The organism is Cronobacter sakazakii, assembly GCF_000982825.1.
Taxonomy (GTDB): Bacteria; Pseudomonadota; Gammaproteobacteria; order Enterobacterales; family Enterobacteriaceae; genus Cronobacter; species Cronobacter sakazakii.
Genome location: NZ_CP011047.1, coordinates 1,363,145 through 1,387,045, shown reverse-complemented (window position 1 = coordinate 1,387,045; position 23,901 = coordinate 1,363,145). Strand labels below are relative to the sequence as shown.

General features: G+C 54.0%; 32 protein-coding genes. 5 read left to right on the top strand and 27 right to left on the bottom strand.

What is annotated here, in order from left to right:
- Window positions 1-38: 38 nt before the first annotated feature.
- From rpsQ to rpsJ, 11 genes are read right to left on the bottom strand one after another with little or no spacing between them, the layout of a single operon-like run.
- Window positions 39-293 carry a 30S ribosomal protein S17 gene (gene rpsQ, locus CSK29544_RS06460; protein ID WP_000130100.1) on the bottom strand — a complete coding sequence of 85 codons (255 nt, stop codon included), beginning with the start codon at window positions 291-293 and terminating at the stop codon, window positions 39-41.
- Entirely contained in the window at window positions 293-484 is a 192-nt protein-coding gene (rpmC, locus tag CSK29544_RS06455; protein ID WP_004388609.1) for a 50S ribosomal protein L29, read from the bottom strand. Before rpmC ends, rpsQ begins: the two co-directional genes overlap by 1 nt.
- Complete coding sequence (gene rplP, locus CSK29544_RS06450; RefSeq protein ID WP_004388608.1) at window positions 484-894, bottom strand: 50S ribosomal protein L16; 411 nt, start codon at window positions 892-894, stop codon at window positions 484-486. The genes rpmC and rplP overlap by 1 nt, the downstream gene beginning before the upstream one ends.
- Before the next feature lie 12 nt (window positions 895-906).
- Window positions 907-1,608: a 30S ribosomal protein S3 gene (gene rpsC / locus CSK29544_RS06445; protein WP_004388607.1), complete on the bottom strand. Its 702-nt coding sequence runs from the start codon at window positions 1,606-1,608 to the stop codon at window positions 907-909.
- A 17-nt stretch (window positions 1,609-1,625) separates the two neighbouring features.
- Window positions 1,626-1,958 (bottom strand): 50S ribosomal protein L22, encoded by a 333-nt coding sequence (gene rplV / locus CSK29544_RS06440; RefSeq protein WP_000447529.1) that lies wholly within the window; start codon window positions 1,956-1,958, stop codon window positions 1,626-1,628.
- A gap of 13 nt (window positions 1,959-1,971) precedes the next feature.
- Window positions 1,972-2,250 carry a 30S ribosomal protein S19 gene (gene rpsS, locus CSK29544_RS06435; protein WP_001138115.1) on the bottom strand — a complete coding sequence of 93 codons (279 nt, stop codon included), beginning with the start codon at window positions 2,248-2,250 and terminating at the stop codon, window positions 1,972-1,974.
- A 16-nt stretch (window positions 2,251-2,266) separates the two neighbouring features.
- Window positions 2,267-3,088, bottom strand: a complete 822-nt coding sequence (gene rplB, locus CSK29544_RS06430) for a 50S ribosomal protein L2 (RefSeq protein WP_000301864.1) — start codon at window positions 3,086-3,088, stop codon at window positions 2,267-2,269.
- Between the two features lie 17 nt (window positions 3,089-3,105).
- A complete protein-coding gene (rplW, locus tag CSK29544_RS06425) occupies window positions 3,106-3,408 on the bottom strand; it encodes a 50S ribosomal protein L23 (protein WP_004388606.1) in 303 nt (100 codons plus the stop codon).
- Complete coding sequence (gene rplD / locus CSK29544_RS06420; protein ID WP_000424395.1) at window positions 3,405-4,010, bottom strand: 50S ribosomal protein L4; 606 nt, start codon at window positions 4,008-4,010, stop codon at window positions 3,405-3,407. Before rplD ends, rplW begins: the two co-directional genes overlap by 4 nt.
- 10 nt (window positions 4,011-4,020) lie before the next feature.
- Complete coding sequence (gene rplC, locus CSK29544_RS06415) at window positions 4,021-4,650, bottom strand: 50S ribosomal protein L3 (protein ID WP_007681261.1); 630 nt, start codon at window positions 4,648-4,650, stop codon at window positions 4,021-4,023.
- Between the two features lie 32 nt (window positions 4,651-4,682).
- Window positions 4,683-4,994, bottom strand: a complete 312-nt coding sequence (rpsJ, locus tag CSK29544_RS06410; RefSeq protein WP_001181005.1) for a 30S ribosomal protein S10 — start codon at window positions 4,992-4,994, stop codon at window positions 4,683-4,685.
- A gap of 378 nt (window positions 4,995-5,372) precedes the next feature.
- Here rpsJ and CSK29544_RS06405 point away from each other — a divergent pair, with 378 nt between their 5' ends.
- Window positions 5,373-5,840 carry a prepilin peptidase gene (locus CSK29544_RS06405; protein ID WP_007899103.1) on the top strand — a complete coding sequence of 156 codons (468 nt, stop codon included), beginning with the start codon at window positions 5,373-5,375 and terminating at the stop codon, window positions 5,838-5,840.
- A 3-nt stretch (window positions 5,841-5,843) separates the two neighbouring features.
- Here the strand turns inward: CSK29544_RS06405 and bfr are convergent, their stop codons facing one another.
- The 11 genes from bfr to fkpA form a co-directional block, all read right to left on the bottom strand.
- On the bottom strand, window positions 5,844-6,320 hold the full coding sequence (gene bfr / locus CSK29544_RS06400) for a bacterioferritin (RefSeq protein WP_004387803.1): 477 nt from the start codon (window positions 6,318-6,320) through the stop codon (window positions 5,844-5,846).
- Window positions 6,321-6,385: 65 nt separating this feature from the next.
- Window positions 6,386-6,580: a bacterioferritin-associated ferredoxin gene (gene bfd, locus CSK29544_RS06395; protein WP_004387802.1), complete on the bottom strand. Its 195-nt coding sequence runs from the start codon at window positions 6,578-6,580 to the stop codon at window positions 6,386-6,388.
- 179 nt (window positions 6,581-6,759) lie between these two features.
- Window positions 6,760-7,944: an elongation factor Tu gene (gene tuf / locus CSK29544_RS06390; protein ID WP_007872666.1), complete on the bottom strand. Its 1,185-nt coding sequence runs from the start codon at window positions 7,942-7,944 to the stop codon at window positions 6,760-6,762.
- A 67-nt stretch (window positions 7,945-8,011) separates the two neighbouring features.
- Window positions 8,012-10,126: an elongation factor G gene (fusA, locus tag CSK29544_RS06385; protein WP_004386616.1), complete on the bottom strand. Its 2,115-nt coding sequence runs from the start codon at window positions 10,124-10,126 to the stop codon at window positions 8,012-8,014.
- 94 nt (window positions 10,127-10,220) lie between these two features.
- Window positions 10,221-10,691: a 30S ribosomal protein S7 gene (gene rpsG / locus CSK29544_RS06380; protein WP_001138042.1), complete on the bottom strand. Its 471-nt coding sequence runs from the start codon at window positions 10,689-10,691 to the stop codon at window positions 10,221-10,223.
- Between the two features lie 96 nt (window positions 10,692-10,787).
- Window positions 10,788-11,162, bottom strand: a complete 375-nt coding sequence (gene rpsL, locus CSK29544_RS06375; protein ID WP_000246815.1) for a 30S ribosomal protein S12 — start codon at window positions 11,160-11,162, stop codon at window positions 10,788-10,790.
- Between the two features lie 126 nt (window positions 11,163-11,288).
- Window positions 11,289-11,576: a sulfurtransferase complex subunit TusB gene (gene tusB, locus CSK29544_RS06370; protein WP_007899703.1), complete on the bottom strand. Its 288-nt coding sequence runs from the start codon at window positions 11,574-11,576 to the stop codon at window positions 11,289-11,291.
- Between the two features lie 8 nt (window positions 11,577-11,584).
- A complete protein-coding gene (gene tusC, locus CSK29544_RS06365; protein ID WP_007899706.1) occupies window positions 11,585-11,944 on the bottom strand; it encodes a sulfurtransferase complex subunit TusC in 360 nt (119 codons plus the stop codon).
- The gene (gene tusD / locus CSK29544_RS06360; protein WP_007899709.1) at window positions 11,944-12,330 is read right to left on the bottom strand and encodes a sulfurtransferase complex subunit TusD; all 387 of its coding nucleotides are present in this window, start codon (window positions 12,328-12,330) and stop codon (window positions 11,944-11,946) included. The genes tusC and tusD overlap by 1 nt, the downstream gene beginning before the upstream one ends.
- Window positions 12,330-13,052, bottom strand: coding sequence for a helix-turn-helix transcriptional regulator (locus CSK29544_RS06355; RefSeq protein WP_004386612.1), 723 nt, complete (start codon window positions 13,050-13,052; stop codon window positions 12,330-12,332). The genes tusD and CSK29544_RS06355 overlap by 1 nt, the downstream gene beginning before the upstream one ends.
- Before the next feature lie 175 nt (window positions 13,053-13,227).
- Window positions 13,228-14,055 (bottom strand): FKBP-type peptidyl-prolyl cis-trans isomerase, encoded by an 828-nt coding sequence (gene fkpA, locus CSK29544_RS06350; RefSeq protein ID WP_004386611.1) that lies wholly within the window; start codon window positions 14,053-14,055, stop codon window positions 13,228-13,230.
- 212 nt (window positions 14,056-14,267) lie between these two features.
- Here fkpA and CSK29544_RS06345 point away from each other — a divergent pair, with 212 nt between their 5' ends.
- A complete protein-coding gene (locus tag CSK29544_RS06345) occupies window positions 14,268-14,486 on the top strand; it encodes a SlyX family protein (RefSeq protein ID WP_007778724.1) in 219 nt (72 codons plus the stop codon).
- A gap of 55 nt (window positions 14,487-14,541) precedes the next feature.
- Here CSK29544_RS06345 and slyD read toward each other — a convergent pair whose 3' ends face one another.
- The 4 genes from slyD to kefG all read right to left on the bottom strand — a co-directional run bounded on the left by slyD (window position 14,542) and on the right by kefG (window position 17,789).
- Window positions 14,542-15,126, bottom strand: a complete 585-nt coding sequence (gene slyD / locus CSK29544_RS06340; protein WP_004386609.1) for a peptidylprolyl isomerase — start codon at window positions 15,124-15,126, stop codon at window positions 14,542-14,544.
- 94 nt (window positions 15,127-15,220) lie between these two features.
- Entirely contained in the window at window positions 15,221-15,421 is a 201-nt protein-coding gene (locus CSK29544_RS06335) for a YheV family putative zinc ribbon protein (RefSeq protein ID WP_004386608.1), read from the bottom strand.
- 11 nt (window positions 15,422-15,432) lie between these two features.
- Entirely contained in the window at window positions 15,433-17,238 is a 1,806-nt protein-coding gene (gene kefB, locus CSK29544_RS06330; protein WP_007899710.1) for a glutathione-regulated potassium-efflux system protein KefB, read from the bottom strand.
- Window positions 17,238-17,789: a glutathione-regulated potassium-efflux system ancillary protein KefG gene (kefG, locus tag CSK29544_RS06325; protein ID WP_004386606.1), complete on the bottom strand. Its 552-nt coding sequence runs from the start codon at window positions 17,787-17,789 to the stop codon at window positions 17,238-17,240. Before kefG ends, kefB begins: the two co-directional genes overlap by 1 nt.
- A 126-nt stretch (window positions 17,790-17,915) precedes the next feature.
- On the opposite strand from kefG, the gene CSK29544_RS06320 reads away from it, so the two are divergent.
- From CSK29544_RS06320 to CSK29544_RS06310, 3 genes are all read left to right on the top strand, one after another.
- A complete protein-coding gene (locus CSK29544_RS06320) occupies window positions 17,916-19,826 on the top strand; it encodes an ABC transporter ATP-binding protein (protein ID WP_007899711.1) in 1,911 nt (636 codons plus the stop codon).
- 354 nt (window positions 19,827-20,180) lie between these two features.
- Window positions 20,181-21,302, top strand: a complete 1,122-nt coding sequence (locus CSK29544_RS06315) for a toxic anion resistance protein (protein ID WP_007899712.1) — start codon at window positions 20,181-20,183, stop codon at window positions 21,300-21,302.
- 54 nt (window positions 21,303-21,356) lie between these two features.
- On the top strand, window positions 21,357-22,331 hold the full coding sequence (locus CSK29544_RS06310) for a 5-bromo-4-chloroindolyl phosphate hydrolysis family protein (RefSeq protein ID WP_007899715.1): 975 nt from the start codon (window positions 21,357-21,359) through the stop codon (window positions 22,329-22,331).
- 77 nt (window positions 22,332-22,408) lie between these two features.
- On the opposite strand, the gene CSK29544_RS06305 is transcribed toward CSK29544_RS06310, so the two are convergent.
- Window positions 22,409-23,899 carry a nicotinate phosphoribosyltransferase gene (locus tag CSK29544_RS06305; protein WP_007899716.1) on the bottom strand — a complete coding sequence of 497 codons (1,491 nt, stop codon included), beginning with the start codon at window positions 23,897-23,899 and terminating at the stop codon, window positions 22,409-22,411.
- Window positions 23,900-23,901: the final 2 nt, after the last annotated feature.

The following is a 23,901-nucleotide window of genomic DNA, read 5'->3' as shown; positions in this document are numbered from 1 at the left end:
TCGCTGAGCCGTTTATTCTGTTAGAGAGCGCTACTCTATTACAGAACCGCTTTCTCTACAACGCGAACCAGCGTCCAGGACTTAGTCTTGGACAGCGGACGGCATTCGCGGATTTCAACCACGTCACCGATACCGCATTCGTTGTTCTCGTCATGTACGTGCAGTTTGGTCGTACGCTTAATGAATTTACCGTAGATCGGGTGTTTCACAAAACGCTCGATGGCAACAACAATGGATTTCTCCATTTTGTCGCTAACAACGCGACCTTGCAGAGTACGGATTTTATCTGTCATTACGCACCCGCCTTCTCAGTCAGTAAAGTCTTAACGCGTGCGACATCACGACGCACTTGCTTCAACAGGTGAGTCTGTTGCAGCTGGCCACTTGCAGCCTGCATACGCAGGTTGAACTGCTCGCGCAGCAGGTTAAGCAGCTCGGTGTTCAGCTCTTCAACACTCTTCTCACGCAGCTCTTTTGCTTTCATTACATCACCGTCTTAGTTACAAAGGTGGTTTTAATCGGCAGTTTCGCTGCTGCCAGCTTGAATGCTTCACGGGCCAGCTCTTCCGGCACACCGTCCATTTCGTACAGGACTTTACCCGGCTGAATCAAGGCAACCCAATACTCCACGTTACCTTTACCTTTACCCATACGCACTTCCAGCGGCTTCTCGGTGATCGGTTTGTCCGGGAATACACGGATCCAGATCTTACCCTGACGCTTAACTGCACGGGTCATTGCACGACGTGCTGCTTCGATCTGACGGGCAGTCAGACGACCACGGCCAACAGCTTTAAGACCGTAAGTGCCGAAGCTAACATCCGTACCCTGCGCCAGACCACGGTTGCGGCCTTTGTGCACTTTACGGAATTTTGTACGCTTTGGTTGTAACATCAGCGACGCTCCTTATTTACGGCCTTTACGCTGCTGCTTTTTCGGTTGAGCAGCCGGTTTTTCCGGTTGTTCAACAGCAGCCATACCACCAAGGATCTCACCTTTGAAGATCCACACTTTAACGCCGATTACACCGTAAGTGGTGTGCGCTTCGGAGGTGTTGTAGTCGATGTCAGCGCGCAGAGTGTGCAGCGGAACGCGACCTTCACGGTACCATTCGGTACGTGCGATCTCAGCGCCGCCCAGACGGCCGCTAACTTCAACTTTGATACCTTTCGCGCCCAGACGCATGGCGTTCTGTACAGCACGCTTCATAGCACGACGGAACATAACACGACGTTCCAGCTGAGAAGTGATGCTGTCCGCAACCAGTTTTGCGTCCAGTTCAGGTTTACGAACTTCGGCGATATTGATCTGTGCAGGCACGCCAGCGATGTCCGCTACGCCCTTACGCAGTTTTTCGACGTCTTCACCTTTCTTACCGATAACGATACCCGGGCGAGCAGTGTGAATGGTCACACGAATGCTTTTAGCCGGACGCTCGATAACGATACGAGATACAGACGCTTTAGCCAGTTCCTTGTTCAGGTACTGACGAACTTTAAAGTCGCTGTCCAGGTTGTCAGCGAATTCTTTGGTGTTCGCGAACCAGGTAGAGTTCCATGGTTTTACAATACCCAGGCGAATACCATTAGGATGTACTTTCTGACCCATTGCTAGTCTCCAGAGTCTCAGCGATCGGACACAACCACAGTGATGTGGCTGGTGCGCTTCAGAATGCGATCTGCACGACCTTTCGCACGCGGCATAATGCGTTTCATGCTCGGGCCTTCGTCTACGAAAATTTTCGTGACTTTCAGATCGTCAATGTCAGCGCCATCGTTGTGTTCAGCGTTAGCAATGGCAGATTCCAGGACTTTCTTAACCAATACAGCCGCTTTCTTATTGGTGTAGGTCAGAATATCCAGAGCCTGCGACACTTTCTTACCGCGAATCAGGTCAGCCACCAGGCGAACCTTCTGAGCAGAAGAACGAGCATGGCGATGTTTAGCGATAGTTTCCATCTCTTCCTCCTACTTATTTCTTCTTGGCTTTTTTATCAGCCGCGTGACCGCGATAAGTACGGGTCGGTGCGAATTCACCCAGTTTGTGGCCGACCATTTCGTCGGAAACAAATACTGGAACGTGCTGACGACCATTATGGACAGCGATGGTCAAACCGATCATGTTTGGAAAGATCGTTGAACGACGGGACCAAGTGCGCAGGGGCTTCTTGTCACCGCTTTCCACCGCTTTCTCTACCTTCTTCAGCAAGTGCAGGTCAATAAAAGGACCTTTCTTGAGAGAACGTGGCATGGCTTATCCTCTAAAATTATTTGCTACGGCGACGTACGATGAATTTATCAGTACGCTTGTTGCTGCGGGTCTTCTTACCTTTGGTCTGAACGCCCCACGGAGTTACCGGGTGCTTACCAAAGTTACGACCTTCACCACCACCATGTGGGTGATCCACCGGGTTCATCGCCGTACCGCGAACGGTCGGACGAACACCACGCCAGCGTGCAGCACCTGCTTTACCCAGAACGCGCAGCATATGCTCAGCGTTACCAACTTCGCCCAGAGTTGCGCGGCAGTCAGCTTCCACTTTACGCATTTCGCCAGAACGCAGACGCAGGGTGACATAAGCACCGTCACGAGCAACGATCTGAACATAGGTACCAGCAGAACGCGCCAGCTGACCGCCTTTACCTGGTTTCATTTCTACGTTGTGAACAGTAGAACCAACCGGGATGTTGCGCATCGGCAGGGTGTTACCTGGTTTGATTGCAGCATCAACGCCAGACTGAATCTGGTCGCCAGCTTTCAGGCCTTTAGGGGCCAGGATGTAACGGCGCTCGCCGTCTTTGTACAGAACCAGCGCGATGTTCGCGGAGCGGTTCGGATCGTACTCAAGACGTTCAACAACTGCCGGGATACCGTCTTTGTTGCGTTTGAAGTCAACAATACGGTAGGCCTGTTTGTGACCACCACCGATGTGACGAGTGGTGATACGGCCATTGTTGTTACGACCACCGGATTTGCTGTTTTTTTCCAGCAACGGAGCAAAAGGTTTGCCCTTGTGCAGCTCAGGGTTAACCACTTTAACTACGTGGCGACGACCCGGAGATGTCGGTTTACATTTAACAACTGCCATTGTATTACTCCTCCGACTTACTCAGCGCCGCCGATGAAGTCCAGATTCTGGCCTTCTTTCAGGGTGACGTAAGCTTTTTTCCAGTCGCTACGACGACCGATACGCTGTCCGTGACGTTTAACTTTCCCTTTAACTACCAGGGTGTTAACGACTTCGACTTCGACTTCAAACAGTTTCTGCACAGCAGCTTTGATTTCTGCTTTAGTCGCGTCTTTAGCAACTTTGAGAACGATGGTGTTGGTTTTTTCCATCGCAGTAGACGCTTTTTCAGAAACGTGCGGTGCGCGCAGCACCTTCAGCAGACGTTCTTCACGAATCATGCCAGCATCTCCTCAACTTGCTTAACAGCATCAGCAGTCATTACGACTTTGTCGAAGGCGATCAGGCTAACCGGGTCGATACCTGTAGCATCGCGTACGTCAACCTTGTGCAGGTTACGTGCGGCCAGGAACAGGTTTTCGTCCAGTTCACCGGTGATGATCAGCACATCTTCCAGAGCCATGTCTTTCAGTTTCTGTGCCAGCAGCTTGGTTTTCGGCGCTTCTACAGAGAACTTCTCGACAACGATCAGACGATCCTGACGTACCAGTTCGGACAGGATGCTTTTCAGCGCGCCGCGGTACATCTTTTTGTTAACTTTTTGACTGTGGTCCTGCGGACGCGCAGCGAAGGTCACGCCACCAGAGCGCCAGATCGGGCTCTTGATGGAACCAGAACGCGCACGGCCGGTACCTTTCTGGCGCCACGGTTTTTTACCGGAGCCAGTTACTTCAGCACGGGTCTTCTGAGCACGAGTACCCTGACGAGCACCAGCTGCGTAAGCAACTACAACCTGGTGTACCAGCGCTTCGTTGAAATCACGACCGAAGGTAGTTTCGGAAACAGTCAGCGCGCTCTGCGCGTCTTTCAGTACTAATTCCATTGCTATCTCCTCACGCCTTCACAGCTGGTTTAACGATCAGGTCGCTACCGGTTGCACCCGGGACAGCACCTTTAACCAGCAGCAGGTTGCGCTCAGCGTCAACACGTACTACGTCCAGGCTCTGAACGGTTACACGTTCGTTACCCAGCTGACCTGCCATTTTCTTGCCTTTGAACACTTTGCCCGGAGTCTGGTTCTGACCGATAGAACCCGGAACGCGGTGAGACAAGGAGTTACCGTGGGTAGCGTCCTGGGTACGGAAGTTCCAGCGCTTAACGGTACCGGCGAAACCTTTACCTTTAGAGGTGCCAGTTACGTCAACTTTTTTAACTTCAGCAAACAGCTCAACGCTAATGCTCTGACCTACGGTGTATTCTTCGCCATCAGCGAGACGGAATTCCCACAGACCACGGCCAGCTTCTACGCCAGCTTTAGCGAAGTGACCCGCTTCCGGCTTGGTTACGCGGTTAGCTTTTTTAGCACCGGTGGTAACCTGCACAGCGCGGTAGCCGTCGTTAGCCAGGTCTTTAACCTGAGTAACGCGGTTTGCTTCAACTTCGATTACGGTTACTGGGATAGAAACGCCTTCTTCAGTGAAGATGCGGGTCATACCCACTTTTTTACCGACTAAACCAATCATTGTTTCAACCTCTCAATCGCTCAATGACCTGATTAACCCAGGCTGATCTGCACGTCTACACCGGCAGCCAGATCCAGACGCATCAGAGCATCAACGGTTTTCTCGGTTGGCTCAACGATGTCAACCAGACGCTTGTGAGTGCGGATTTCGTACTGATCGCGCGCGTCTTTGTTAACGTGCGGGGAGATCAGAACGGTAAAGCGCTCTTTGCGGGTCGGCAGCGGGATCGGACCACGGACTTGCGCACCAGTGCGCTTAGCAGTCTCGACGATTTCCGCGGTTGATTGATCGATCAGACGATGATCAAACGCTTTCAGGCGGATACGGATTCTTTGGTTCTGCATGAGACCAGAGCTCCAATTATTTTATAGACGAAAATGATTACTCCTCGAACCCATTACGATTGATGGGAGAGTGTAATCGTTCTTACGTAGCCCCCCGATTGGGGGCATTGTTTGATAGCGAAAAAGAAGCTATCAGGGTTCATATCGAACCAGCCGTCATTGATGACAGGCCCGCGCATTATACGTAAATCTGGCGCTGACGCAAGCGCTGATTAGAAATTAAACATTCTTTCGTACTGTCTCGCAATTCTGTGTATCACGCCAATTCTCTTCATTTCTTTTATGGAAACTACGCGCATTGTTGCATAAACACCGTTTGGCGTGTCTTCCGGGAAGCGTATGTTATGAGTTCATTGAAGGCGCACTCAGGGAACAAGAATGATCGCGATATGGATTTCAGCGTATATGCTGTTGAATGCGGGTCTGGTGGTAAAAGATGTGCGTGACGGTCTTCTACCTGACAACCTTACCTGCCCTCTCTTGTGGATAGGGCTTTCTTACCAGCTTATATTTGCGCCACAGCATCTGGCGGATGCTGTCACCGGAGCGCTGGCCGGATACCTTTCATTATGCTTTTTCTACTGGGCTTATCGTTGGCTGCGTGGTTATGAAGGGTTGGGGTATGGGGATGTGAAATTTTTGGGTGCGCTTGGCGCCTGGCACGGATGGCAACTGCTTGGTGTTCTACTTACCATTGCTTCTTTACTTGGGCTTGCGGCCGCATTGATAGTTTATTACATAAAAGGCAAAGCACCCGTACGTAAAACCCCGCTACCTTTTGGGCCGTTTCTGGCGATAGCGGGGTTAGTGTGCAGTGGCGTCACATTCCAGATACTGACTCTGTGAACGTTAGCTCTGCTCTTTAATCTGGGACTGGATGTAATTCTGCAGGCCAATTTTACCGATAAGATCCAGTTCGGTTTCGAGCCAGTCAATGTGATGCTCTTCGTCTTCAAGGATTTTAATCATAATGTCCCTGCTGACGTAGTCATGAATTGAATCGGCATAGGCGATGGCTTCACGCAGATCTTTCGCCCCTTCCATCTCAAGATTGAGATCGGAGCGCAGCATCTCTTCTACGTCTTCGCCAATGTGTAACTTACCAAGATCCTGAAGATTTGGGATACCTTCAAGAAAGAGAATACGCTCGATATAGATATCGGCGTGCTTCATCTCATCAATGGATTCATGATACTCAACGTCGTTGAGGCGCATGAGGCCCCAGTTTTTAAACATTCTTGCATGGAGAAAGTACTGATTGATTGCGACAAGCTCATTTCCCAATAATTTATTGAGATAATTTATTATCTTAATATCACCTTTCATTTTGCTTCCCTCCGCTTCCACTACATGAAGCGTAGATGGGCTGGCGAGGAAGTCAAAATCTGAGCTTACGCAATTTCCTGGTATTCCGGAATCTGCAGCAGTTCATCCTGCATAATTTCACGCGCGGCACGGACACACTTGCCGCACTGATTACCAATCGGCATGAATTTACGAAGCTGCTGGAAGGACTGGGGATGGTGCTGGCGTACCGCCTGCCGTATTTTTTTATCGCTGATACCGTTACACAAACAAACGTACATGATGACTCCCGTTCAGTTTATGCACAGAGTGTAAATGAGAATAGTTACGATTACAACGAGACTGGAGTAGAGTTTTCTGATGCAGAATGGGCTTCTTTTGAAGGCATGAATGTTTTCAAACTACTTTTCCTTATAAAACAAAAAAGGGCGCCGAAGCGCCCTTTTCAATTCTGTAGCAATTAGCCCAGAACTTTAGCAACCACGCCCGCGCCAACGGTACGGCCGCCTTCGCGGATTGCGAAACGCAGACCGTCGTCCATCGCGATCGGGTGGATCAGGGTAACAACCATTTTGATGTTGTCGCCCGGCATTACCATCTCAACGCCTTCCGGCAGTTCGATGGTGCCAGTCACGTCAGTCGTACGGAAGTAGAACTGCGGACGGTAGCCTTTGAAGAACGGAGTGTGACGGCCGCCTTCATCTTTGGACAGAATGTACACTTCAGATTCGAACTTGGTGTGCGGCTTGATGGAGCCCGGCTTAGCCAGTACCTGACCACGTTCGATTTCTTCACGTTTGATACCACGCAGCAGAACACCTACGTTCTCGCCCGCACGGCCTTCGTCCAGCAGTTTGCGGAACATTTCAACGCCGGTACAGGTGGATTTCGCGGTGTCTTTGATGCCCACGATTTCAACTTCTTCACCAACCTTGATGATACCGCGCTCTACACGACCGGTAACAACGGTACCACGACCAGAGATGGAGAATACGTCTTCGATCGGCAGCAGGAACGGCTTGTCAATCGCACGCTCCGGTTCCGGGATGTAGGAATCCAGGTGACCTGCCAGCTCGATGATTTTCGCTTCCCACTCAGCGTCGCCTTCCAGCGCTTTCAGAGCAGAACCACGAACGATCGGGGTGTCGTCGCCCGGGAAGTCGTACTGAGACAGCAGCTCGCGCACTTCCATCTCAACCAGTTCCAGCAGCTCTTCGTCATCAACCATGTCGCATTTGTTCAGGAACACGATGATGTACGGAACGCCTACCTGACGACCCAGCAGGATGTGCTCACGGGTCTGCGGCATCGGGCCGTCAGTCGCAGCAACAACCAGGATAGCGCCGTCCATCTGAGCAGCACCGGTGATCATGTTTTTCACGTAGTCGGCGTGGCCCGGGCAGTCAACGTGCGCGTAGTGGCGAGTCGGGGTGTCATATTCAACGTGAGAGGTGTTGATGGTGATACCACGAGCTTTTTCTTCCGGCGCGTTATCGATCTGGTCGAATGCACGAGCAGAACCACCGTAGGTTTTCGCCAGAACGGTAGTGATGGCAGCGGTCAGGGTAGTTTTACCATGGTCAACGTGGCCGATAGTACCGACGTTGACGTGCGGTTTTGTACGTTCAAATTTTTCTTTAGACACGGCTATATTCCTTACTATAGTGCCCCCTCGCCGAGAGGGCACGGGACTTTGGTTTTAACCCTGAGGCTTATTTGCCACGGGCTTCGATAACGGCCTGAGCAACGTTGTTCGGCGCATCATCATACTTCAGGAATTCCATAGTGTATGATGCACGACCTTTGGTCAGAGAACGCAGCTGAGTTGCATATCCGAACATTTCAGACAGCGGAACTTCAGCGTGGATCTTAACGCCAGTTACTTCGGATTCCTGACCACGCAGCATACCGCGACGACGGCTCAAGTCACCGATAACGTCACCAGTGTTCTCTTCCGGAGTTTCTACTTCAACCTTCATGATCGGCTCAAGCAGAACTGGTTTTGCTTTCTTAAAGCCTTCTTTAAAGGCGATAGAAGCTGCCAGTTTAAACGCCAGTTCAGAGGAGTCAACGTCGTGGTAAGAACCGAAGTGCAGACGGATACCGATGTCTACTACCGGGTAACCTGCCAGCGGACCAGACTTCAGCTGCTCCTGGATGCCTTTATCAACGGCCGGGATGTATTCGCCAGGAATTACACCACCTTTAATGTCGTTGATGAACTCGTAACCTTTCGGGTTAGAGCCCGGCTCCAGCGGGTACATGTCGATCACAACGTGACCGTACTGACCGCGACCACCAGACTGCTTAGCGTGTTTACCTTCGATGTCGGTAACTTTGCTGCGAATCGCTTCGCGGTAAGCAACCTGAGGTTTACCTACGTTAGCTTCAACGTTGAACTCACGCTTCATACGGTCAACGATGATGTCGAGGTGCAGCTCACCCATACCAGCGATGATGGTCTGGTTAGATTCTTCGTCAGTCCATACGCGGAAAGACGGGTCTTCTTTAGCCAGACGGCCCAGAGCCAGACCCATTTTTTCCTGGTCAGCTTTGGTTTTCGGTTCAACCGCGATAGAGATTACCGGCTCAGGGAACTCCATGCGCTCCAGAATGATCGGGTGATCCGGGTTACACAGAGTGTCACCAGTGGTCACGTCTTTCAGACCGATTGCAGCCGCGATGTCGCCTGCGCGAACTTCTTTGATCTCTTCACGTTTGTTAGCGTGCATCTGAACGATACGACCGAAACGCTCACGTGCGGATTTCACGGAGTTCAGGATGGTATCACCAGAGTTAACCACACCAGAGTACACGCGGAAGAACGTCAGGTTACCAACGAACGGGTCGGTAGCGATTTTGAACGCCAGTGCAGAGAACGGCTCTTCATCGCTAGCGTGACGCTCAGCCGGAGTATCTTTACCGTCGTCCAGGATACCGTTGATCGCAGGTACGTCAACCGGGGATGGCAGGTAATCAATTACCGCATCCAGCATCGCCTGTACGCCTTTGTTTTTGAACGCAGAACCACAGGTTACCAGGATGATTTCGTTGTTCAGAACGCGCTGACGCAGAGCTTTTTTGATCTCTTCTTCAGTCAGTTCTTCACCACCCAGGTATTTCTCCATCAGCTCTTCAGAAGCTTCAGCTGCGGACTCGATCAGGTTCTGGTGCCATTCGTCAGCCAGGTCCTGCATGTCAGCCGGGATATCTTCGTATTCGAAGGTTACGCCCTGGTCTGCATCGTTCCAGTTGATGGCTTTCATTTTCACCAGGTCAACAACACCGGTGAAACCTTCTTCAGCACCAATCGCCAGCTGCAGCGGAACCGGGTTCGCGCCCAGACGGGTTTTGATCTGACCAACAACTTTCAGGAAGTTCGCGCCCATGCGGTCCATTTTGTTAACGAACGCAATACGCGGAACTTTGTATTTGTTAGCCTGACGCCATACGGTTTCAGACTGCGGCTGAACACCACCAACTGCGCAGTAAACCATTACCGCACCGTCAAGGACACGCATGGAACGTTCTACTTCGATGGTGAAGTCAACGTGCCCCGGGGTGTCGATGATGTTGATACGGTGCGGTTCATACTGCTTAGCCATACCAGACCAGAATGCGGTAGTCGCAGCGGAGGTAATGGTAATACCACGCTCCTGCTCCTGTTCCATCCAGTCCATAGTTGCGGCGCCGTCATGAACTTCACCGATTTTGTGGTTTACACCGGTGTAGAACAGAATACGTTCGGTAGTAGTGGTTTTACCGGCGTCGATGTGCGCACTGATACCGATGTTACGGTAGCGTGCAATAGGTGTTGTACGAGCCATTTGATTCCTCTATTGCCTTAGGCGTTCAGGATAAGTTACCCAGAACGGGCGGCTTACCTGAAGCGCCCGTCTGGTGACTAACATGCCGCAGGGATTACCAGCGGTAGTGTGCGAACGCCTTGTTGGCTTCTGCCATACGGTGAACGTCTTCACGTTTCTTAACTGCAGTACCTTTGTTGTCTGCAGCATCAGAAAGTTCGTTCGCCAGGCGCAGAGCCATGGATTTATCACCGCGTTTACGAGCAGCTTCAACGATCCAACGCATTGCCAGAGCATTGCGGCGAACCGGACGGACTTCAACCGGAACCTGGTAGGTAGAACCACCAACGCGGCGAGACTTAACTTCTACAGTCGGGCGCACGTTTTCGAGAGCGACTTCGAAAGCTTCCAGTTCAGATTTACCAGAGCGCTGAGCCAGGGTCTCCAGCGCGCTGTATACGATTGATTCTGCAGTAGATTTTTTACCATCTACCATCAGGATATTGACAAATTTAGCCAGCAGTTCTGATCCGAACTTCGGATCCGGCAGAATTTTACGCTGACCAATGACGCGACGACGTGGCATGGAAATACTCCGTTGTTAATTCAGGATTGTCCAAAACTCTACGAGTTTAGTTTGACATTAAAGTTAAAACGTTTGGCCTTACTTAACGGAGAACCATTAAGCCTTAGGACGCTTCACGCCATACTTGGAGCGAGCCTGCTTACGGTCTTTAACGCCGGAGCAGTCAAGCGCGCCACGCACGGTGTGGTAACGAACACCCGGGAGGTCTTTAACACGACCGCCACGGATCAGGATCACGGAGTGCTCCTGCAGGTTGTGACCTTCACCACCGATGTAGGAAGTCACTTCAAAACCGTTAGTCAGACGAACACGGCATACTTTACGCAGTGCGGAGTTCGGTTTTTTCGGAGTGGTGGTATATACGCGAGTACATACACCACGTTTTTGCGGGCAAGCTTCCAGCGCCGGCACGTTGCTCTTAGCAACTTTGCGAGCGCGAGGTTTGCGAACCAGCTGGTTAACTGTTGCCATTAAATAGCTCCTGGTTTTATAGCTTTTGCTTCGTAAACACGTAATAAATCGCCCTCATATAATATGAGGACGCGGAATTTTAGGGCTGTGCTTTAAGGGTGTCAAGAAATATACAGCGTTCGCACGTTACCAGGCCATCTGACTTGCGTGTTTTACGGTAAGGTTGACGAACTCAGTATAGCTAATCGTATCGATGCTGCTCGAAATTTGAGCGACAAGGCCGCGAGCTTCCACATCGTTTTCTAAGGCGACAACCCGGGCGGGCGACGCCAGCAGCACGGCGAGATAGCGGCTGTCGTGAAGCGCGGCGACCACGCCGTTTTGCATCAGAAGAATGTCATCGCCCGAACGCACAAGGCGCAGCAGCGCGTGAATATCCACCTGCCAGGGCGAGCGAGAAAGCGTATACAGCATGGCGTTCCTTAAAATGTCAGCACGACGTCGTAATCATCGAGGCGTTCGCGCAGCGCTGCGGCGTCCAGCGCCTCGACATCAAACACAAAGGCGTGTTCTTCACTAAGCCCGCGCTCCTGCAGCGATTCCCGGCAAATATAGCAGCGCTCAATATCGTACAACGGCAGAACTTTAAACGTAGAGATATAATCGCGGCTCAGGACCGCCTGTGGATGCTGACCTGGCAGAATCTGAAAAACGCCGTCGCTCAGAAAAAAGACGCCAATCTCTTCCGTTAACGCAGACATTGCCAGCAGCGCGTCGAGCCCTTCGCGGCCCGCCGAGGTGCCATGCGGTGCCTGGGTAAAGACAAAAGCCACCTGTTTCATTAAAACTCTACCACTCTGTCGCAGGTCAGCGCGGCTTCGGCCAGCGCGCCCAGGCCGCTCAGCTGAAACCCGGGCTGAAGATTGGCACCAGGCAGCCCCTGCGCTCGCGCTTCATTTTCATCCGTCACGCCGCGACGCAGCGCGGCCGCCACGCAGATATGCAACGCGACGCCGTTTTCGTCGTGAAGCTGTTGCCAGGCGCGCACCAGATCGAATTCGTCACTCGCGGGCGACGTGAACTGATTCGCGTTGTAGACCCCTTCCCGATAAAAAAAGACGCTTTCAAGGCTGTGCCCTTCCGCCAGCAACGCTTTCGCAAACTGTAAGGCGCTGCTCGCCTGCTGCGTGCCATAGGCCGGGCCGGTAACCATCAGGGTAAAGCGCATTAACGTTCATGCCCCTGAAAATCACCGTTCTTAAACTGACGGATATACAGATAAACCGTGTGCTTGGAGATATTCAGCCGGTCGGCCACCTGATTAATAGCGTCCTTAATATCAAAAATGCCTTTCTCGTAAAGGTTAAGGACAATCTGGCGGTTCTTGGCGTTGTTCGAGACATTGCGATCCGCGTTCACCTCTTCAATGGTGAACTCCAGCGTCTGGGTCACAAGATCTTCCACGGACGAGGCAAAGTTTACGGAAGACGGCACTTCCTGCGTTTCCGGCGGTACAAAGGTGCTCATAATCTGGGAGAACGGCACATCCAGGTTCATATTAATGCACAGCAGACCGATCACGCGATGTTCCCGGTTACGGATGGCGATAGTCACCGATTTCATCAGAACGCCGCTTTTCGCGCGGGTGAAATAGCACTTTGAGACGCTACTGTCAGCGCCGGTCATATCGTGCAGCATACGCAGTGCCAGATCGGTAATCGGCGAGCCGATTTTGCGTCCTGTGTGTTCGCCGTTAGCGATGCGGATAGCCGAGCATTTCAGATCCTGCAGGGAATGCAGCACAATTTCACAGTGGGAGCCGATGAGCATCGCTAACCCGTCCACGACCGCTTCGTAGGAACGCAAAATATCAAAGTCGGTCTGTTCGAAGGGACGCTGATCCAGCAGATCGAGTTCGCTGGCCTCATTGGTTAATAGCGAATTGGACATGAAAACATACCACCCTTTACAGCGAGCCTGTCGTCTCTCAAGGTCTGGGCAGACTCATCATTCAGTTGTTACGTAACTCGCTAAAGTAATACAGCGGGCGCAACACTAGCCAGCTTTTATTATATGTGGCCCGGATAAAAAAAACCGCCGCCCGGAGGCGGCGGTCTGCGAAGCGTTACTTCGCTTTGGCAGCGTCGTCGGCTTTATCGCCCGCGGCGGCCTTCGGTGCGGCGTCTGCTTTCGCCGCCGGATTGATATCCAGCAGTTCTACGTCAAACACCAGGGTGGAGTTAGCCGGAATACCCGGAACGCCGTTTTTGCCGTAAGCCAGCTCAGGCGGGATGACCAGCTTGATTTTGCCGCCTTTCTTAATGTTTTTCAGGCCTTCGGTCCAGCCCGGGATCACACCGTCAAGACGGAAAGAGAGCGGCTCGCCACGCTTGTAGGAGTTGTCGAACTCCTGACCGTCGATAAGCGTGCCTTTGTAGTTAACCACAACGGTGTCGCTCTCTTTCGGCGCAGCGCCGGTGCCTTCTTTCTCAACTTTATACAGCAGGCCGGTAGAAGAGGTCTTCACGCCCTTCTCTTTGGCGAATTTGTCACGGAAGGCTTTGCCTTTCGCTTCGTTTTCAGTCGCGTCTTTCTCGACTTTCGCCTGAGCGGCGCCTTTTACGCGAGTTTCAAAAGCCTGCAGAGTCTGCTCGATTTCCTGGTCAGAGAGTTTGCTCTTATCAGCAAACGCATCCTGGACACCGGCGATCAGCTGGTTTTTATCCAGTTTGATGCCCAGTTTTTCCTGCTCTTTCAGGGAGTTTTCCATGTAACGGCCCAGTGATGCACCCAGCGCGTAAGCCGATTTCTGATCGTCGTTCTGGAATGCGGCTTTGCTGTCAGCGGCAGCAGGCGTCTGCTGCTGTGCGGCTGGCGCAGCAAAAGTCAGAGGCGCGTTGAACGCCACAGCCATCGTGGTCGCCAGCAGCGTTACTTTAAACAGTGATTTCATCCATTATCTCCAGGGTTGGGGCCTCTCACCCCAGGGTTATCTTAAAAACGAAAGTCGTACTATAAAACGTCGCAGCGGAAATCAACATAACCACTTTTCCGTTTCGGGCGTTATTTCAGACTTAATTTGTTTAAATAAGTTTCTTTCTGTTGAAGCAACCCGGCAGAATCCGGAAAAGTTGCGTAGAATCGCGACGCAAAGGGGGAAACATCATGCACAACGAATCGACTGAACACCGTATCGCTGAACTGGAGAGCCGGCTGGCGTTTCAGGAAACCACTATTGAAGACTTAAACGCCGCCATCACAAAGCATGAGCTGGAGCTCGCGAAGATGCGCGAACAGCTCAAAATTATGGTGGAGAAAATCAAAGCCTCGCAGCCGTCAATGATCGCATCGCAGGCGGAAGAAACACCGCCGCCGCATTACTGACGGGTAAATCGCGGGCAGTAAAAAGGGGCGCCGGAGCGCCCCTTTTTTATCAGGCTTAGTGGCAACCGCAGCCGCCGTTACCGCAACCGCCTTTACCGTGCTCGTGGTCGTGGCTATGGCCGTGACCGCCGCAGCAACCGTCATGGTCGTGATCGTGGTCATGATGATGGCCGTTCGCGCCGTGAACGTGGCCGTGAGCCAGTTCTTCTTCGGTCGCTTCGCGGATAGCAACGACTTCCACGTTGAAGTTCAGATTCTGGCCCGCCAGCATGTGGTTGCCGTCAACCACAACGTGGTCGTCGCCCACTTCGGTAATTTCTACCGGTACCGGGCCCTGATCGGTTTCCGCCAGGAAACGCATGCCAACCTGCAGCTCGTCAACGCCCATGAAGACGTCTTTCGGTACGCGCTGTACCAGATTTTCATCGTACTGGCCGTAAGCGTCGTTAGCGCCTACGTTCACATCGAATTTATCGCCAACGTCATGGCCTTCCAGCGCTGCTTCCAGGCCGGAAATCAGGGAGCCGTGACCATGCAGGTAGTCCAGCGGCGCACTCACCGGAGACTCATCAACCAATACACCGTCTTCTGTACGTACCTGATAGGCCAGGCTGACCACCAGGTCTTTTGCTACTTTCATGATATCTCCTGAGTGAGGAAAAAAGACTGGCGCCGATTGTAGCCCAAATCGACGCCTGTGTACCCTTTAGCTTAAAGAAACCTGGGGCATCTCGCTAGTCGGGATGAAAAATCCCTATGACTTGCTCATCTTTGCGAACCTTCTCGCGAACTTCTTTGTCCGCCTCGCGCATCTGATGCCCGCACTTTACGCACTCGACAATATCGACCTGATTTTCACGCCACATGGCGAGAGAATCCTGCGCCTGGCATTTCGGGCAGACGGCCCCGGCAATAAAACGTTTACGCACAGCCATAGGTTCACCTTCTATTCAAATTCGTCCCAGCCGTCGAGCTGGCGTCGTTCCTGCTGCATCTCACGGTGGAAAATCTCCTCCAGCTCGCGACGCGCCTCGCGGACACGGGAAATTTGCGCGTTATCGGTATGTACCGGCATCAGTTCGCGCAGCATGCGCATATCAAGACGGCGGAAATGGAGCTGCGCGCGCTGCGCCTGATGTGGATGCATGCCTAGCGAAATCAGAGTTTTACGCCCAAGCTCCAGCGCGCTGGAGAACGTCTCGCGCGAAAACTGCTTCACGCCGGCCTGCAAAAGCTCGTGCGCCTCAACGCGCCCGCGCGCCCGCGCCAGGATCTCCATCTGCGGAAAGTGCTGCTGGCAGAGATGCACGATGCGCATCGTATCTTCCGGATCGTTACAGGTAACGACGATAGACTGCGCCGATTCGGCCCCGGCGGCGCGCAACAGCTCAAGCTCGGTGGCGTCGCCATAGTAAACCTTATAGCCATATTTTCGCATCAGGTTGACCGCGCTGATATCGCGCTCCAGCACCGTAATACGCATTTTGTTGGCCATCAGCAGGCGGCCAATCACCTGCCCGAAACGCCCGAAGCCGACGATAATCACCTGCGGCTTATCATCTTCCACGTAGGGCATTTCGGCATCTTCATCCGGTGCGTTAAAGTGGCGCGCCAGCAGCCGGTCGATGCCTTTCATCACAAGCGGCGTGGTCATCATCGAGAGCGTTACCGTCACCAGCAGCAGCGCCATCTGGTCATTGTGGAAAAGCTTCTGCGACGAGGCGCTGGAGAAGAGCACAAACGCGAACTCCCCGCCCTGGCTCAGCACGCCCGCGAACGGCAGCCGCTCGGTGCGCCGTAGCCCCTGAAAACGCCCGAGACCATACAGCACCGCCATTTTGACGCTCACCAGCACCACCACGCTCATCACGACCCACAGAATATGGGTATAGAGAACGCCCAGGTTCAGCGCCATGCCGACGGAGATAAAAAACAGCCCCAGCAGCAGGCCTTTGAACGGCTCGATGGCGATTTCCAGTTCGTGGCGATATTCGCTCTCGGCCAGCAGAATGCCCGCGATAAACGTGCCGAGCGCCATGGAAAGCCCAAGCAAATCCATAAACAGCGCGGAGCCCAGCACCAGCAGCAGCGCGGCGGCGGTAAACACCTCGCGCACGCCGGAACCGGCAATAAACCGAAACACCGGGCGCAGCAGATAACGCCCGCCCACCAGCATGACGGCAAACGCGAGCACTTTCATGCCGATTTTCAGCCAGTCCGGGTGTTCATCACCGTTGCCCGCCAGCAGAGGCACCATCGCCAGCGCCGGAATCACCGCGAGATCCTGAAACAGCAGCACGGAGAATCCTAGCTGGCCGCCTTCGGTGCGGTTCATGCCTTTATCGCGCATCAGCTGCAACGCCATCGCAGTAGACGACATCGCAAGGCCGATACCGCCCACCACGGCTGCCTGCCACGCGAAATCAGTGAGCATCAGTAGCCCCGCCAGCACCACGGCGCTTAACAACACCTGGGCTGCACCAATGCCGAAAATAGAGCGCCGCAGTTTCCAGAGTTTTGACGGGTTCAGCTCAAGCCCTATCAGGAACATCAGAAACACAACGCCGAGTTCTGAAAAGTGCAGGATCTCGTCGACGTCGCTGATAAAGCCAAGCCCCCACGGGCCGATGGCAATTCCCGCCAGCAAGTAGCCGAGCACCGCGCCGATGCCCAGGCGCGCCGCGATCGGCACCGCCACCACCGCGGCGAAAAGAAACAGAATGCCTGCCAGCAGCAGATCCGAACCTTCCATCAAAAGCCTCCCGGCGTTAACGGGTCCGCCAGCCAGCGTTCATACGCGCGGCCATGAGACGCCAGTTCGGAAAGCGACTGACGCCGCGCCCAGTAAATAATCAGCGGTGTCATCCAGTGCATACGGCACATGGCGGCGGTCAGCTCGAAAGGCCGCAGGATGTCGCTCAGGGCGTAGCGGTTAAACCCGTCCGGGCGATAGGCCGTCTCCGGCTCGCCGGTCGTAATGACGCAGCGCCAGTATTTGCCGGCAAGCTGATTGCCGCCCACGCCGCTCGCGAAACCGCGGCTTAACACGCGGTCGAACCACTCTTTTAGCAGCGCCGGACAGCTATAGGTATAAAGCGGGAACTGAAAAACAATCACATCGTGATCGCGCAGCAATGCCTGCTCATGGCTGATATCAATAAAGAAATCGGGATAGTGGGCATAGAGGTCATGCACCGTGACATTAGGTAATTGCAGAGCCGGCTTAAGCAAAACCCGGTTGGCCACCGAGTCCTGAGATTCCGGATGGGCATACAGCAGCAAAACTTTCGCTGTCTGTGACATCATTCCCCTCCAGGGCGTCGTCATTGTTACTATTTTGGGCTACCATGGCGGCCCCACGCGGTGCCCAAAGCATCACGTTACATGAATATAATGACAATTTAACATAGTCTGAATCTACGGCGCCTTATGATTGTTTTCTCCTCGTTACAAATTCGTCGCGGCACCCGCGTGCTGCTGGACAACGCCACCGCCACGATCAATCCGGGCCAGAAAGTGGGCCTGGTCGGCAAAAACGGCTGTGGCAAATCCACGCTCCTGTCGCTTCTGAAAAACGAGATAAGCGCCGACGGCGGGAGTTTTACCTTTCCCGGCACCTGGCAGCTCGCCTGGGTAAATCAGGAAACGCCCGCGCTCGCGCAGCCCGCGATGGAGTATGTGATTGACGGCGACCGCGAATATCGCGCTTTTGAGCGTGAACTGAACGACGCCACCGAGCGCAACGACGGTCACGCCATCGCCGCGGCCCACGGCAAGCTGGACGCCATCGACGCCTGGACCATTCGCTCGCGCGCCGCGAGTCTTCTGCACGGGCTGGGATTCAGCAATGAACAGCTGACGCGCCCGGTGAGCGATTTCTCCGGCGGCTGGCGCATGCGTCTTAACCTCGCGCAGGCGCTGATTTGCCGCTCCGATCTGCTGCTGCTTGACGAACCGACCAACCACCTCGATCTCGACGCCGTCATCTGGCTGGAGAAATGGCTGAAAAGCTATAACGGCACGCTGATTCTCATCTCGCACGACCGTGATTTCCTGGATCCGGTGGTGGACAAAATCATTCATATCGAACAGCAAAATATGTTCGAGTACACCGGCAACTACAGCTCGTTCGAGCGCCAGCGCGCCACGCGTCTTGCCCAGCAGCAGGCAACGTATGAAAGCCAGCAGCAGCGGGTCGCGCATCTGCAAAGCTTTATCGACCGCTTTAAAGCGAAAGCGTCTAAGGCGAAGCAGGCGCAGAGCCGCATTAAAATGCTGGAGCGCATGGAGCTGATTGCGCCTGCCCACGTGGATAACCCATTCCACTTCAGCTTCCGCGCGCCGGAGAGCCTGCCTAATCCCCTTCTGAAAATGGAAAAGGTCAGCGCCGGTTATGGCGAGCGCATCATTCTTAACTCCATCAAGCTCAACCTGGTGCCTGGCTCGCGCATCGGTCTGCTGGGGCGCAACGGCGCAGGCAAATCGACGCTCATCAAACTACTGGCGGGCGAACTTGCGCCAGTCAGCGGTGACATTGGGCTTGCCAAAGGCATCAAGCTTGGTTACTTCGCGCAGCATCAACTGGAGTTTTTACGCGCCGACGAATCGCCGTTGCAGCATCTGGCGCGCATCGCCCCGCGTGAAACCGAACAGCAGCTGCGCGACTATCTCGGCGGCTTCGGCTTCCAGGGCGATAAAGTCACGGAAGTTACCGAGCGGTTCTCCGGCGGCGAGAAAGCGCGTCTGGTGCTGGCGCTGATCGTCTGGCAGCGCCCTAATCTATTGCTGCTCGATGAACCGACCAACCACCTGGATCTCGACATGCGCCAGGCGCTGACCGACGCGCTGATAGAATTCGAAGGCGCGCTGGTCGTGGTCTCGCACGACCGCCACCTGATCCGCTCCACCACCGACGATCTCTATCTGGTGCACGACGGCAAAGTCGAACCGTTCGACGGCGATCTGGACGATTACCAGCAATGGCTCAGCGACGTGCAGAAGCAGGAGAGCCAGAGCGACGACGCCAGCCGCGAGAAAGAAAACGGCAACAGCGCGCAGGCGCGTAAAGATCAGAAGCGCCGCGAGGCGGAACTGCGCACCCAGACGCAGCCGCTGCGTAAAGAGATAACGCGTCTGGAAAAAGAGATGGAAAAGCTCAACGCCACGCTTGCAAGCGTCGAAGAGAAGCTCGCCGACAGCGCCATTTACGATCCGGCTCGCAAAGCGGAGATGAATGAGTGTCTGCAAACGCAGGCGAAGACCAAAGCCGCGCTGGAAGAGTGCGAAATGGCCTGGCTTGACGCGCAGGAATCGCTGGAGCAGATGTTAAATCAGCCATAACGTCCCACGCTGGCAGCCCGCCTGCCAAGTGGCAAAGGCTGCGTCGGGCGCAGACAAAACCTGTAAACCCGGCGCAGCGGGCCATCTGTGATTACGCGTTATACCGCCCTGAGACGCACATTCAGAAATATGCCAATTGCATATGGCAATTAATACCCTTTCAAAACCGTTGAAACAAAGATCATCTTTGCTTACTCTCCAGGCATTCTGCACACAGGCAACGCGTATTATGCAGCGCGGTTATCCCTTAGCCCGTCGATAAAAACTGTCGCTCTGTCTGATGACTCTCCCCTGCCTGCCAGGCGTCGGGGTAATACTGCCGCCGCCGTGGCGACGATAAAAAGGAAACCGTTAATGACAGATACGACCCCGGTCACTGACCTGTCGCCCCTGCCGGCGGCGATGCAAGATATTTTACCTGCAGGGGAAGTATTAACCCCTGAACAACAGCAGGAAGTCGAAAAGCTCGTCAACCAGATAGACATTACCGATCCCGTGATGTCGCTTTCATGGGGTGCGAAAACCATGGGTGAGATCTCCCGGTTTTCCGATGCCCTGCTTGAGCAGGTGCAGGCGAAGGATGCTGGCGTCGTGGGCGAACAGCTGACCGATTTGCTGAGTAAGGTTAAAGAGGTCGATTTAACCGCTTTCAGCGAAAAACCGGGCTTTTTGGCTTCTGTGCCCCTGGTCGGCAAGCTGTTTAATCGCCTTGAGCGCACGCTATTAACCTATCAAACGCTGGCCCGTCAGGTGGAAAACATCTCCGGTAAGCTCGAAGACGCGATGGTCGATTTACTGCGTAATATTTCCACGCTTGAGCAGCTCTTTATTCGCAATCGCGACTATTACCAGCAAATCAATCTGCATATTATCGCCGGCAAGCTAAAAATCGCTCAGTTGCAAAACACCGATTTGCCGCTTGCGGAGCAAGGCGCGTCTGGTGATGCGCTGCAGATGCAGACCGCGCGCGACCTGGCCGCCAATATTCAGCGCTTTGAACGGCGTCTTCATGATCTGATGCTCTCCCGCACGATTGCCGTCCAGACCGCGCCACAGATTCGCCTGATGCAGAGCAACAGCCAGTCGCTGGCGGAGAAAATCCAGAGCAGCCTGCTTACCACCATCCCGGTGTGGAAAACCCAACTGGTGCTGGCGCTATCGCTGAATACCCAGCGGCAGGCGACAAAACTACAGAAAGATGTCGCAGATACCACCAATGACATGCTGCGCCGCAACGCAGAGTTACTTCAGACCGGCACAATAGAAACGGCTCGCGAAGTGGAACGCTCTGTCGTGGATATCGACACGCTACGCGATGTCCATACTCGTCTGTTAACGACCCTTGAAGAGTCTGTCGCTATCGCCAGTAATGCCCGCGCAAGCCGTCAGAGCGTTGAAAAAGAGCTCTCTGTGATGGAAGACGAACTGCGCACGCGCCTGTCAAATATCGCCCGCAGCACCGCGCATCAGGCATAAATCTTTCCCGCCGGACGCGGATGTCGCCGCGTCCCGTATGTGATGAGAAAAAGCATGGCTACTTTTTTAGACGCGTTTTATAACAAACGCTGGAAGCGTGTCGTTATCCAGCTGTTTATTCTGCTATTTTCTTCAAGCTTCGTGACAACACAGCTGGCGGATGCCGTAGCAAGAACGCATGACACCTCCGATGCCTTCAGGAGCGCGCTTTCTGTTTCGTGCTGGATGGGGTTTATCCTGCTTGCCCGCACGCTGTTTTACGATCGCGTGGCGTTTACCGTCGGTGTGCTTGCGGGGCTTTTCTGGCCGGGGGCGAATGCCGGCTTCGCCTTCTGGGCAGGCAGCGTGGCGCTGGTGACCTATCTCCTGCGCAACCTGAAGCCCTTTCAAAAAGTCTATATCTGGTATCTCGTCCTTGGTGGGATAGCCTGTCAGGCTTACTTCGAGGCTTTTGACACGCAGTCATTATCGCCAGGGTATCTGATTTTCGTCGTCGCCCTTGTCGCCATCGGGATGGGCTGGACGCCGATTTACAATGCCCTTCGCCAGCGCATCGCCACCTTAAAAAATAAACGCCTCGGGAAAACGGCCTCGCCCGCCGTCGGGCAACCTCAGGCAGTGCAGAAGTCGTCTGCCGAGTTCGACCCTCAACGTGAGATCAATTATCTGGTCTCTTTACAAGGACTGGCACCGGAGCTGCAGACGGAAATTGACGGCATCATCAATTACACGCATCTGATCATGCACTGTATTGAAACCGATCCTAAGGATGTGGAGCCGGGAACCAAATTCCTGCAGCGCTATTTGCCTGCGGTAAGAGAGATTACGCTGAAAAGCCATCGTCTTGTGGAGCAGCAAGTGGAGAATAGCGGCGCCGCTGAAATTAACGCCCGCAGCGCCGCCATGCTGAAAACGCTGCATTCCGCCTTCAGCCAGCATCATGCCCGCCTGTTAGAAAACGATAAGACCGAACTCGCTATTGAAATGAGCACGCTCGACAAAATGCTGAAAACCGACGGTTACGTGTAATTTAATGAATGTGCGCCTGCACACGCAGGCGCCGTCAGAAGGGATACCACACGGGCGCGAACGCCCGGCAGGCGAAATTAACGCTGCGCCGCCAGGCGCTGGCGCAGGGTTTCCAGATGCTCCACGCCGTGAAGTTTGCCATCCAGGAAACGGGTTTTCAGTTCACCCTGCTGTTCCTGTTCCAGCGTCTGTTCGTCAAACAGCTGATAGTCGCCGTTGTCGTCACGCTCGACGCGCAGCAGCCCGCGCGCTGAGCGTTTCAGTCCGCTGTCGGTTTTCGGCTCTTTGAAAATCATGCGGCCCACGCCGTTCACTTCGCCGTATGTCGCTTTCATCGCAAACCCGAAGGTATCGCGGGTGTTGTACTGATAGGTAAACGAACCGACGCCGAACACCACATTAGAGCTGGCGAAGCCTTTCGCCGCAAGGCGGCGCAGGATCTCTTCGGCGCGCTCAAGCGTAATGGAATCGCCGTAAATCAGCCCCACATGCGGGTCGAGCACTTTGAAGCCTTTGTCATTCACGGTGCCGCCGAAAATTTCCCACAGCACTTCTACAGAGCCTTTCTCTTCCGGCGTGCGATCGGCGCGCGTGTCGTCATCGGCACCGGTGCCGCAGAGGATATCCACCGGGTCGCCGCTGTCCGGGCGGAACACCACGCGGCCTTCACGCGCCATAATCTGCGTTTTCAGCTCACGGGTATATTCCGTGATAACGCGCCAGTAATCCCAGGTGTCCGAGACAATCGAGACAAAGCCGTTCGGGTAGAGATCGCAAATCAGGCGGCGGAACGTCTCGATTTCGCTCTCTTTTTCACCCATGCACATCACGCTGTGCTCGGTCGCCGGGATGGACGCAGCAATAAAGCACTCCTGGCCCTGGGTGTAGTAATCGCGGGCGTAGAGCATCGACGGAATATTATCGGTGCCTTTAAAGCTCAGCAGGTGGCCGCAGCCCGCCTGCGCGGTATCCTGAAGGCCGGACATGCCGCGAAACGAGAAATCGTGGCACTGAAAATCGAGGTGGCTTACGTCAGAGCAAGTTTTCTCTGCCCAGCGCTCGCAGATAGTCCGGTAGTGGTGCGCGATAGTGGCGTTAGTGGAGGATTTCCACAGCTCCGCCGATAGCACGGTTTCCAGGTAGTTCACCAGCCAGAAGAATTCCGGAAGGGTATTGGTAATGGTCAGCACCGGCACTTTCATCGCCACTTTGCTGCCTTCATCCAGCGCTTTGATATGCAGCGGCAGATAACCGAGCTGATGCAGCGCACGAATGTGGTCCGCGCTGACAGCGCCCTTGCCGATATAGCTGTCCATCACCGCCTGATACTCATCTACCACTTCCGCCTCAGGGCGCGCGAAGAACTGCTCGTTAAACAGATCGACCAGGAACCATTGCAGGAATCCCTGCAGGCCGAAGAACACCAGTTTGCCGTCCGCGACAGGAGAGTGGAAATGGCGGTCGCTGCGCGGCGTAAAGTTGGAATAGACTTTAGTGGTGCCTGCCGGATACTGCTCGCGGTGCGACACTTTGTAGCCATCAATAGCCAGAATCGGATTCATGTTCATCG

What these genes read in the sequence shown, in the direction of transcription:
- rpsQ (WP_000130100.1), bottom strand. Translation starts at nt 293, where the DNA reads ATGACAGATAAAATCCGTACTCTGCAAGGTCGCGTTGTTAGCGACAAA.
- rpmC (WP_004388609.1), bottom strand. Translation starts at nt 484, where the DNA reads ATGAAAGCAAAAGAGCTGCGTGAGAAGAGTGTTGAAGAGCTGAACACC.
- rplP (WP_004388608.1), bottom strand. Translation starts at nt 894, where the DNA reads ATGTTACAACCAAAGCGTACAAAATTCCGTAAAGTGCACAAAGGCCGC.
- rpsC (WP_004388607.1), bottom strand. Translation starts at nt 1,608, where the DNA reads ATGGGTCAGAAAGTACATCCTAATGGTATTCGCCTGGGTATTGTAAAA.
- rplV (WP_000447529.1), bottom strand. Translation starts at nt 1,958, where the DNA reads ATGGAAACTATCGCTAAACATCGCCATGCTCGTTCTTCTGCTCAGAAG.
- rpsS (WP_001138115.1), bottom strand. Translation starts at nt 2,250, where the DNA reads ATGCCACGTTCTCTCAAGAAAGGTCCTTTTATTGACCTGCACTTGCTG.
- rplB (WP_000301864.1), bottom strand. Translation starts at nt 3,088, where the DNA reads ATGGCAGTTGTTAAATGTAAACCGACATCTCCGGGTCGTCGCCACGTA.
- rplW (WP_004388606.1), bottom strand. Translation starts at nt 3,408, where the DNA reads ATGATTCGTGAAGAACGTCTGCTGAAGGTGCTGCGCGCACCGCACGTT.
- rplD (WP_000424395.1), bottom strand. Translation starts at nt 4,010, where the DNA reads ATGGAATTAGTACTGAAAGACGCGCAGAGCGCGCTGACTGTTTCCGAA.
- rplC (WP_007681261.1), bottom strand. Translation starts at nt 4,650, where the DNA reads ATGATTGGTTTAGTCGGTAAAAAAGTGGGTATGACCCGCATCTTCACT.
- rpsJ (WP_001181005.1), bottom strand. Translation starts at nt 4,994, where the DNA reads ATGCAGAACCAAAGAATCCGTATCCGCCTGAAAGCGTTTGATCATCGT.
- CSK29544_RS06405 (WP_007899103.1), top strand. Translation starts at nt 5,373, where the DNA reads ATGATCGCGATATGGATTTCAGCGTATATGCTGTTGAATGCGGGTCTG.
- bfr (WP_004387803.1), bottom strand. Translation starts at nt 6,320, where the DNA reads ATGAAAGGTGATATTAAGATAATAAATTATCTCAATAAATTATTGGGA.
- bfd (WP_004387802.1), bottom strand. Translation starts at nt 6,580, where the DNA reads ATGTACGTTTGTTTGTGTAACGGTATCAGCGATAAAAAAATACGGCAG.
- fusA (WP_004386616.1), bottom strand. Translation starts at nt 10,126, where the DNA reads ATGGCTCGTACAACACCTATTGCACGCTACCGTAACATCGGTATCAGT.
- rpsG (WP_001138042.1), bottom strand. Translation starts at nt 10,691, where the DNA reads ATGCCACGTCGTCGCGTCATTGGTCAGCGTAAAATTCTGCCGGATCCG.
- rpsL (WP_000246815.1), bottom strand. Translation starts at nt 11,162, where the DNA reads ATGGCAACAGTTAACCAGCTGGTTCGCAAACCTCGCGCTCGCAAAGTT.
- tusB (WP_007899703.1), bottom strand. Translation starts at nt 11,576, where the DNA reads ATGCTGTATACGCTTTCTCGCTCGCCCTGGCAGGTGGATATTCACGCG.
- tusC (WP_007899706.1), bottom strand. Translation starts at nt 11,944, where the DNA reads ATGAAACAGGTGGCTTTTGTCTTTACCCAGGCACCGCATGGCACCTCG.
- tusD (WP_007899709.1), bottom strand. Translation starts at nt 12,330, where the DNA reads ATGCGCTTTACCCTGATGGTTACCGGCCCGGCCTATGGCACGCAGCAG.
- CSK29544_RS06355 (WP_004386612.1), bottom strand. Translation starts at nt 13,052, where the DNA reads ATGTCCAATTCGCTATTAACCAATGAGGCCAGCGAACTCGATCTGCTG.
- fkpA (WP_004386611.1), bottom strand. Translation starts at nt 14,055, where the DNA reads ATGAAATCACTGTTTAAAGTAACGCTGCTGGCGACCACGATGGCTGTG.
- CSK29544_RS06345 (WP_007778724.1), top strand. Translation starts at nt 14,268, where the DNA reads ATGCACAACGAATCGACTGAACACCGTATCGCTGAACTGGAGAGCCGG.
- slyD (WP_004386609.1), bottom strand. Translation starts at nt 15,126, where the DNA reads ATGAAAGTAGCAAAAGACCTGGTGGTCAGCCTGGCCTATCAGGTACGT.
- CSK29544_RS06335 (WP_004386608.1), bottom strand. Translation starts at nt 15,421, where the DNA reads ATGGCTGTGCGTAAACGTTTTATTGCCGGGGCCGTCTGCCCGAAATGC.
- kefB (WP_007899710.1), bottom strand. Translation starts at nt 17,238, where the DNA reads ATGGAAGGTTCGGATCTGCTGCTGGCAGGCATTCTGTTTCTTTTCGCC.
- kefG (WP_004386606.1), bottom strand. Translation starts at nt 17,789, where the DNA reads ATGTCACAGACAGCGAAAGTTTTGCTGCTGTATGCCCATCCGGAATCT.
- CSK29544_RS06320 (WP_007899711.1), top strand. Translation starts at nt 17,916, where the DNA reads ATGATTGTTTTCTCCTCGTTACAAATTCGTCGCGGCACCCGCGTGCTG.
- CSK29544_RS06315 (WP_007899712.1), top strand. Translation starts at nt 20,181, where the DNA reads ATGACAGATACGACCCCGGTCACTGACCTGTCGCCCCTGCCGGCGGCG.
- CSK29544_RS06310 (WP_007899715.1), top strand. Translation starts at nt 21,357, where the DNA reads ATGGCTACTTTTTTAGACGCGTTTTATAACAAACGCTGGAAGCGTGTC.
- CSK29544_RS06305 (WP_007899716.1), bottom strand. Translation starts at nt 23,899, where the DNA reads ATGAACATGAATCCGATTCTGGCTATTGATGGCTACAAAGTGTCGCAC.